Annotated in this window: 5 protein-coding genes; 2 read left to right on the forward strand and 3 right to left on the reverse strand. The window is 72.2% G+C overall.

Going from position 1 to position 8605, the window contains the following annotated elements; translation table 11 throughout:
- Positions 1-9 precede the first annotated feature (9 nt).
- Complete coding sequence (locus AB0B97_RS25940) at positions 10-1251, reverse strand: TIR-like protein FxsC (protein WP_234582469.1); 1242 nt, start codon at positions 1249-1251, stop codon at positions 10-12.
- Between the two features lie 134 nt (positions 1252-1385).
- Between AB0B97_RS25940 and AB0B97_RS25945 the strand changes: the two genes are divergently transcribed.
- The gene (locus AB0B97_RS25945) at positions 1386-2708 is read left to right on the forward strand and encodes an FAD-dependent oxidoreductase (RefSeq protein ID WP_357497179.1); all 1323 of its coding nucleotides are present in this window, start codon (positions 1386-1388) and stop codon (positions 2706-2708) included.
- Between the two features lie 110 nt (positions 2709-2818).
- On the opposite strand, the gene AB0B97_RS25950 is transcribed toward AB0B97_RS25945, so the two are convergent.
- Positions 2819-5458 carry a discoidin domain-containing protein gene (locus tag AB0B97_RS25950; RefSeq protein ID WP_357497181.1) on the reverse strand — a complete coding sequence of 880 codons (2640 nt, stop codon included), beginning with the start codon at positions 5456-5458 and terminating at the stop codon, positions 2819-2821.
- A gap of 227 nt (positions 5459-5685) precedes the next feature.
- Positions 5686-6885, reverse strand: coding sequence for an ROK family transcriptional regulator (locus tag AB0B97_RS25955; RefSeq protein WP_357497183.1), 1200 nt, complete (start codon positions 6883-6885; stop codon positions 5686-5688).
- A 237-nt stretch (positions 6886-7122) separates the two neighbouring features.
- Between AB0B97_RS25955 and AB0B97_RS25960 the strand changes: the two genes are divergently transcribed.
- Complete coding sequence (locus AB0B97_RS25960) at positions 7123-8421, forward strand: sugar ABC transporter substrate-binding protein (protein ID WP_234582473.1); 1299 nt, start codon at positions 7123-7125, stop codon at positions 8419-8421.
- Positions 8422-8605: the final 184 nt, after the last annotated feature.

Raw genomic sequence — 8605 nt, forward strand, 5'->3', positions numbered from 1 at the left:
GTGCCTCCCCTAGGGACCTTCGAGGATCGGGCGCAGACCGGAGCCGTCGGTGGGCGGCTCCTGGTAGACCGTGCCCGTGCGGTAGATCCGGCCCTGCTCGACCACCAGCACGTCCTCCAGTTCCTCCTGGAAGCGTGCGGAGGTCGCGATCTCGGTGCGCCACACGTCGCGGGTGTTGTGCAGCACGTGATGCGGGAGCACCCGGGCCAGGGTGTCCCACATCTTGCGGTTGCCGCCGGCGGCCGCGTCGTCGGCGGCCGTCCACGGCACCAGCACCGGCGCCCGTGGCGAGTCCACGTCCCGGTCGTAGCCGATCAGGCTGACCTGGTAGCGCGGCAGGTCGGCCGACCAGACGTCGACCACCAGCACGACGATCTGGTTGTGCGCCCGCGCCCACTCCCGGACCGCTGCCAGCTCCTCGGCGTCCTCCACCGTCCAGCCGTAGCTCTTGGTGGTGGCGATGGCCCCGGCCCAGCTGCCGATCGGCACCTCCAGCTCGGGCCGGTACGGCCGCCAGTCCCGCGAAACCGCGCCGTAGCGCTCCTCGGCGCCGGGCCGGCTGCCGGCCAGCTCGGCGGAGCTGCCGGCGACCAGCACGATGTGCACGTGCCGGGCGCTGGTGGCCCGCTGCACAGTCGTCGACACGCTCGGGCCGTGGTGCGCCTGCGGCCGCGTCGGCCGGTCGAAGGCACTTGTCACCTTGGACAGTACGGGACGCTGCGCCGGCCGGTGCAGGGTGTGGTCGCGGGCGGTCTGCACGATGTGCCGGGCGAGCGCGTCGACGAAGTCCTTGTAGTCGTCCTCGTGCCGTTTGCGCTGCTTGAGGGTGAGCAGGCCGTCCTGGGCGTAGGCGGTGCCGGTGTGGAAGTTGCGGTACTGGAAGCCGGCGACCGCCTTGGGCAGCCGGTCGCACGGGAGCCACTGCACCGGCACGATCGCGGGCGGACGGACGCGGAACTGCCGCTCGTGCTCGTCGATCCGGTCGACGAAGACCTGGAACTCCCGGCCGCAGTAGTCGCTGACGACGTACCGGGGCGAGGTGAGCGCGATGAGGCAGGCGCTGGTGGACAACGCGTCGGACAGGGTGTCCGGCCAGGTGCTGCCGAGCGGGATGTGCCCGTCGATGAACCCTGCCTCGTCCCAGTGCAGGGCGGCCAGCCCGGCGACGGCCTCACTGAGATCGACGAAGAACTCGTGGATCTGGCTGTTGCGGTTGTCCTCCTGGGCGTAACTCAGGAAAAAGAGTGGCACGCCCGCCTCCGCTCACGGGTTCCACGACCGGTAGGCACAGTATAGGACCGTCGATGCCACCTCACCCGGGCCGCGATCATCGCCGCGGGCCCGCGCAGAGTCATATGCCCGACGCTTTGGGGTAGACCGTGGCCGTGTCCGAGGGCATCCGGGTGGTCGTGGTCGGCGCCGGCTTCTCCGGTCTCGCCGCCGCCGCGGCGCTGCACCGGGCCGGCGCGCGCGTGCGGGTGCTGGAGGCCCGGGACCGCGTCGGCGGGCGGGTGCTGACCCGGTGGCTGCCCGACGGCACGCAACTCGACCTGGGCGCCCAGTGGATCGGCCCGACCCAGGACCGGATGTACGCGCTGGTCGCCGAGCACGGCCTGGTCACCTTCGCCTCGGCGGCGGTCGGCGCGTCCACAGTGCTGTGGGCCGGCGGGCGGCGACCCGATCCGCCGGCGCAGGTGGCCCGGGTGCTCAGGCTGCTCGACGAGTACGCCTCCGTCCTGGACCCGGCCGAGCCGTGGCGGGCGCCGGAGGCCGCGCGGTGGGATGCGACGACGCTCGGCGGTTGGCTGCGCGCCGCGGCCGGGGACGCCGACACGGCCGACTACCTGGGACGGCTGCTGGCCGGCGGGCTGCTGGCCACCGGGGCGGACGAGCTGTCCCTACTGCACCTGCTGTTCTACCTGCGCAGCGCGGGCGGCACCGGGCCACTGCTGGGCATGGCCGGCGGCGCGCAGCAGGACCGGATCGTGGGCGGTCCACCGGCGCTGGCCGAGCGGATGGCGGCCGGGTTGCCGCCGGAGACGCTGCGGCTGGGCGTCGCGGTGCGCACGATCCGGCAGGACGCCGACGGGGTGACGGTGTGCACCGACGACGGGCGCGTCGACGGCGACGCCGTGGTGGTCGCGCTGGCGCCGGCGCTGGCCGGGCGGATCCGGTACGACCCGCCGCTGCCGGCGGTGCGCGACGGCCTGACGCAGCGGATGCCGATGGGGTCGGCGTGGAAGGTGCACGCCGTGTACGCCGAGCCGTTCTGGCGTGCCGACGGGCGCTCCGGCGTGTCCACCAGCAGCGCCGGACCGCTCACCGAGACGGTGGACAACTCCACCCCGACCTCGCCGCGCGGAGTGCTGACCGGGTTCAGCTACGCCGGCGACGCCGCCGCGCTGCGGGAGATGTCCCCGGCGCGACGGCGCGAGTGCGTGCTGGACGCGTTCGCCGCCGTGGTCGGGCCGCGCGCGGCGGATCCGGTGGCGCTGGTGGAGTACGACTGGTCGGCCGACGAGTGGACGCGGGGCTGCTTCGGCGGCGTGCTGACTCCGGGGGCGTGGCGCACGTACGGGCCGCGGCTGCGCGCGCCGGTCGGGCGGGTGCACTGGGCGGGCACCGAGACGGCGACCCGCTGGGCCGGCTACCTGGAGGGGGCGGTACGCGCCGGTGAGCGCGCGGCGGCCGGGGTGCTGGCGTACTGAGGCAGGACCGTGGCCGGCCCGGTCTTCGGCGGGACCGGGCCGGCTCGGCCCTGGGTGCCACCCGCGCCGGCCCGATCGCTCGTGCGAGCGGGCCGGCGCGGGCGCCCCGGTCAGGGGTAGGTGGTCAGGTACACCGTCTGGTTGGCCGCGTTCGCGGTGCCACCGGCGTTGTTGATCACCCGGTTGATGGTGCCGACACCACCGAGCGAGACGGTGACCATGTTGGTGAATCGCACGTTCGGGTTGACGGGCACCTCGAAGGAGTGCTCCTCGACCACCGCGGGGTTGACGTTGAAGTAGCTGTAACTTCCGAGCCCCCACGCCCCGTGGCTGGTCACCGAATCGGCGACCTTGTACGCGGCGTAGCCCCGGGTCGAACCGTTCATCCAGGCCGCCTGGTTGGGCACGTCGTACGGCAGCTCGTTCTGGTAGAAGTACGTCCGGCCGCCGTTGCCGTTCCAGACGGTCTGGTACTTCTGGTAGTGCTCGACGAAGAGGCCGTACATGGTGACGTTGTCGCCGTTGACGGTCAGCCCGGTGTCGGCGGTGTTCAACGTCCACCCGGTCGGTACGCCGCTGGCGGCGTGGTCGGCCCGCCACAGCCACATGTGGTCACCGATCACGTTGTCGCTGTTGACGGTCAGCGTGTTGGTGGCCTTGCCGACGTGCGGGCCGCCGATGCGGAAGAACACGTCGTGCAGCGAGGTCGGGTTGCTGGCGTGGCTCGCCGCCGAGCCGGACGGCCCGACCTCCATGAGCACCGGCGAGTTGGTCGTGCCGGCCTCGAACATCAGGCCGGCGACCTTGACGCCGTCCACATCGGCCACCCGCATGCCCACGCTGCCGTTGTCGGCCTGGATGGTGGCCAGGCCGAGACCGAGCACGACCGTGTCGGCCCGGTTGACCTGGATCGGCTCGGTCACGTGGTGCACGCCCGGGGTGAACAGCAGGTGCCGGCCCTGGGCGAGGGCGGCGTTGATGGTGGCCGCGCTGGTGCCGGGCTGCACGACGAAGAACTGCGACAGCGAGATCGACGAGCCGGCGGGGGTCTTGTTGTACCAGCTGGTGCCGGTCGAGTTGGTGCGCAGGGCGGGCACGAAGACCCGGTACTCACCGCTGCCGTCGACGTACAGGAACGGCTTCTCCCGCACCTGCGGGGTCTGCGCGATGACCGTGTGCGACGGGTTGGGGAAGCTCGGCGCCGGAGCGCCGACGACGCCCTGGAAGACCATGTTCCACACCGAGCCGGTCCAGCCGTTGCCGAACTCGCTGTTGCGGGAGTACCACTGCTGCTGCGAACCGGAGACGACCAGGCCGTCGATGCGGGTGTCGGCCAGCAGGCCGCCGCTGGACCAGCCGTCGCCGCCGTTCCAGAGCTGGATCTGGTTCTGCGCGCCGCGCAGGTGCATCCGCCGGTACGGCGCGGCCTGCGACACCGCCCAGCGCTCCACGGTCTGCCCGGCGGGCAGGGTGACCGAGAGGTTCTCCGCGGCCCGCCAGAAGTTCTGGGTGGCGTTGCCGCCCATCCAGAACGCCTCGGTGCGGACGTGGCCGTTGAGGTTGACGTCGTCGGGGCCCATGCCGAGCCCGGCGACCTGGGTGAAGAAGCCGAGGTTGACGTCGGCGGTGTAGGTGCCCGGCTTGAACAGCACGGCGTAGCGCTGCGGGCCGAACTGGTTGGTCTCCTGCTGGGTGAAGAGGGTGTTCAGTCGACTCTGGATCGTCGACGTCGGCGTGCCCGGGTCGAAGACGTACGTGTTCGGCCCGAGGTTGGGGTTGTACGGGTCGGTGGTGCCGACCGGGGGTTCGGTGGTGCCGCCGCCGGTCGTGTTCACCGCCAGCTCCCAGAGCGAGTAGCCGTAGGCGGTGCCCCGGGCCGTGCCGTACACCCGCAGGTAGCGACCGCTGCCGGTGACGGTGAGGCTCTGGGTGCCACCGGTTGCCGTCGTGGTCGAGTAGATGGTGGTCCAGGTGGACCCGTCCGCGGAGGTCTGGAGCTGGAAGGCCCGGGCGTACGCGGCCTCCCAGGTGAGCGTCACCCGGCAGATCGTGCGGGTGCTGCCGAGGTCGACGCGCAGCCACTGCGGGTCGCTGGCGGCGCTGGCCCAACGGGTGCCGGTGTTGCCGTCGACAGCTGCCGACGCGGGGGTGCCGGCGTTCTCGGTGGACGAGGCGGTCACCGGGCTGCCCTGCGCCACGTTGGCACTGCCGCAGGTGGAGGTGTCACCGCCGGTCTCGCCGTAGACCTGGAACTCCCAGAGCGAGTAGCCGTAGCCGGTGCCCCGGGCGGTGCCGTACATGCGCACGTACCGGCCGGTGCCGGTGACGGTCAGGTTCTGGGTGCCGCCCGCGCCGGTGGTGGTCGAGTAGATCGTGGTCCAGGTGGCGGCGTCGTCCGAGGTCTGGAGCTGGAAGGCGCGGCCGTAGGCGCCCTCCCAGAGCAGGTTGACCTGGCTGATGGTGGCCCGCGCGCCCAGGTCGACCTGGAGCCACTGGGGGTCGCTGAAGGCGCTGGCCCAGCGGGTGCCGGTGTTGCCGTCGACAGCTGCCGACGCGGGGGTGCCGGCGTTCTCGGTGGACGAGGCAGTCGCCGGGCGTCCCTGCGACAGCAGGGTGGGCGCGGCCTGCGCGCCGGTGCTGGCCACGGCCGGGGTCAGGGCCGCCACCAGGGCCACGACGACACCGGTGAGGAGGTGCCGGACGGTCCGCCGCCGGGGACGCGGGCGTACGGATGTAGCACGAGATGTCATGACATCGCCTGTCGATAGGGCGTTACGGACGCCAGAGGGTGGGGATCGGTGTTCGCCCGTGGTGCCGTGGGTGGAGCCGCCGATGCGACGCCGCGGGGAGGAGAGCGCTCTCGTAGGAGTGTTGCGGCGAGATTGCGACGGCGTCAAGACATCGATCTATAACTTCGTTATTTATCCCGAGAGCTCGACTTTGTGTAATTTGCCGTCGACGGCGCCGTCGTACCCGCTCAGCGGCGGACGCCACCCTCGGTGAGGAAGCGGGCGATCGGGAGGGTCGCCGCGCCCAGCGCCACCGCGTCCACGCCGAGGCGGCACAGCTCGATCGACGCCTGCTCGTACGGCTGGCGCAGCGCCTGCCGACCGGCGGCCTCGCGCACAGCCGGCAGCAGGTCGCCCAGCGCCATCGCCGCCCAGCCGCCGAGGACGACCCGCTCCGGGTTGAACAGGTTGATCAGGTTGGCCACCCCCGCGCCGAGGTAGCCGGCGGTGTCGTTCAGCACCCGGCGGGCGGTGGCCGACGAATCGGCGGCGCTGACCAGCGCGGCGAGCTGCGACTCCTCGTCCTCGCCCGGCACGGCGCAACCCCGACGCGCCTCGCGGTAGCGGTCGATGATCGCCTCCGCCCCCACGTACGCCTCCAGGCAGCCGCGCGCGCCGCACCGGCAGGCCCGGCCGCCGTACACCAGGGTGGTGTGCCCCCACTCCCCCGCGCTGCTGGACGCGCCCCGGTAGGTGGCGCCGTTGGTCACCACTGCCGCGCCCACGCCGGAGCCGACCAGGGCGAACACGGCGTGCCGGGCGCCGCGCCCAGCGCCGAACCACATCTCGGCCTGGCCGAGGGTCTTCGCGCCGTTGTCGATGTGCAGCGGCAGGTCGGTGCCGGCGCCGATGAGCCGCTCCAGCGGCACCCGGTCCCAGCCGAGGGCCTGGGCGTGCACGACGGCCTCGACGCCCTGCTCGACCACGCCGGAGACGCCGATGCCGACGCCGAGCACGTCGGCGGTGGCCACTCGGGCCTTGCCGGTGACCACCTCGATGCCGGCCAGCACGTGCCCGGCCACCACGTCGGGCTCGGTGCGCGCGGGGTCGAGCGGGTACTCGATGCTGGCGAGCAGGGTCATCGCGAAGTCGAACAGCTCCACCCGGACCCGGGTCTCGCCGACGTCCACGCCGATCACGAAGGCGTACCGGGGGGCGACGCGCAGCAGCATGCTGGGGCGGCCGCCGTCGGACTCGGCGGCACCGGCCTCGGCGACGATGCCTTCGTCGATCAGATCGGCCACCACGTTGCTGACCGCCGGCTGGCTCAGCCCCGTGCTGCGCACCAGGTCCTGGCGGGTGAGCGGGGCATCGAGGAAGAGCTTCGTCAGCAGGGCGGACCGGTTGCGCAGCCGGACGCTCCGGTTGGTGGCACGCGCCAGCTCCACTCGTCACCTCGTTCCCGTCGGCCGTTGGTGGCGACTGTAACCGCACCGTGCTTGACGACCCACCTGCCAGCAACTTTAATGACGACATTCATTAAGCCGTGATGTAACTCCCGGGAAACGCCGACGGACCCCCGGCGGCGCATCCGGAGAAACCCCGTCCGCAGCCGGCAACCGTCGCCGCACCCCTATCGACGACGGCGGTCGGCGGACCCCCACCACGCACCGGAAGGGCTGACCGTGTCGAGACGACACCTCGGGATATTCACCGCCGCCGTACTGGCCGCCGCATCGCTGACCGCCTGCGGCGGCTCCGGCGACGACTCCGCCGCATCGCCCAAGACCCTCACCTACTGGGCCAGCAACCAGGGCGCCAGCCTGGAGGTCGACAAGACCACCCTCCAGCCGGAGCTGGACAAGTTCGAGAAGCAGTCCGGCATCAAGGTCAACCTCGAGGTCGTCCCCTGGTCGGACCTGCTCAACCGGCTGCTCGCCGCCGCCGCGTCGGGCAAGGGCCCGGACGTGGTGAACATCGGCAACACCTGGTCGGCGTCGTTGCAGGCCACCGGCGCGCTCGTCGAGTTCGACGACGCCACCCTGCAGGCCGTGGGCGGCAAGGACCGGATCGTGCCCGCCGCGCTCGCCGCCGCCGGCGCCCCCGGCAAGCCGCCGGCCGCCGTGCCGCTCTACAGCATGGCGTACAGCCTGTACTACAACAAGAAGGCGTTCGCCGACGCCGGCATCACCGCCCCGCCGACCACCTGGGAGCAGGTCTCCGAGTACGGCAAGAAGCTCACCAAGGGCGGCAAGTGGGGCTTGGCGATCGAGGGCGCCAACCCGTCGGAGAACGCGCACCACGCCTTCACCTTCAGCCAGCAGTACGGCGGCGAGTGGTTCGACTCGGCCGGCAAGCCGACCTTCGACACCCCGCAGAACGTCTCGGCCATCAAGCGCTACATCGACTTCATGGCCGCCGACAAGATCACCAACCCGAGCAACGCCGAGTACGCGCAGAACCAGTCGGTCTCGGACTTCGCCAACGGCAAGGCCGCCATGCTGCTCTGGCAGTCCGCCGGCTCGAACCTCAAGACGCAGAACATGCCCGCCGACGCGTACGGGGTGGCCCCGGTGCCGTTCCTGGCCAGCCCGCCGGCCGGCGGCAAGAAGGTCAACAGCATGGTCGCCGGCATCAACATGGCGGTCTTCAAGCACACCAAGAACAAGGACGGCGCGCTGAGCTTCGTCAAGTTCATGACCAGCGACGAGGAGCAGACGATCCTCAACAAGACGTACGGGTCGCTGCCGGCGGTCAAGACCGCCGCCTCCGACCCGGCGTTCAGCGCCCCGGAGCAGAAGAGCATCCAGGAGACGCTCGTCACCACCGCCGCCCCGCTGCCGCAGGTGCCCGACGAGAGCACCTTCGAGACCCTGGTCGGCACCGCGATGAAGGAGCTGTTCGCCGACGCGGCGAGCGGCAAGCCGGTCACCGAGGCATCGGTGAAGGCGAAGCTGACCGACGCGCAGCAGAAGATGCGCTGACCCACGCAGCGCCGGTGGGCGGGGGGGGGGGGCCCCCCCCCCCCCCCCCCCCCCCCCCCCCCGCGCCCCCCCCCCCCCCCCCCCCCCCCCCCCCCCCCCCCCCCCCCGCGGCTCCCACCCCGAGGACACCGAGACGCCGGCCACCGCCGCCGACAACGGCCGGACCGTCACGCCCACCCCCAGC

This window comes from Micromonospora sp. NPDC049004, from assembly GCF_040649315.1.
In the GTDB taxonomy this organism is placed as follows: Bacteria; Actinomycetota; Actinomycetes; order Mycobacteriales; family Micromonosporaceae; genus Micromonospora.

What these genes read in the sequence shown, in the direction of transcription:
- AB0B97_RS25950 (WP_357497181.1), bottom strand. Translation starts at nt 5,458, where the DNA reads ATGACATCTCGTGCTACATCCGTACGCCCGCGTCCCCGGCGGCGGACC.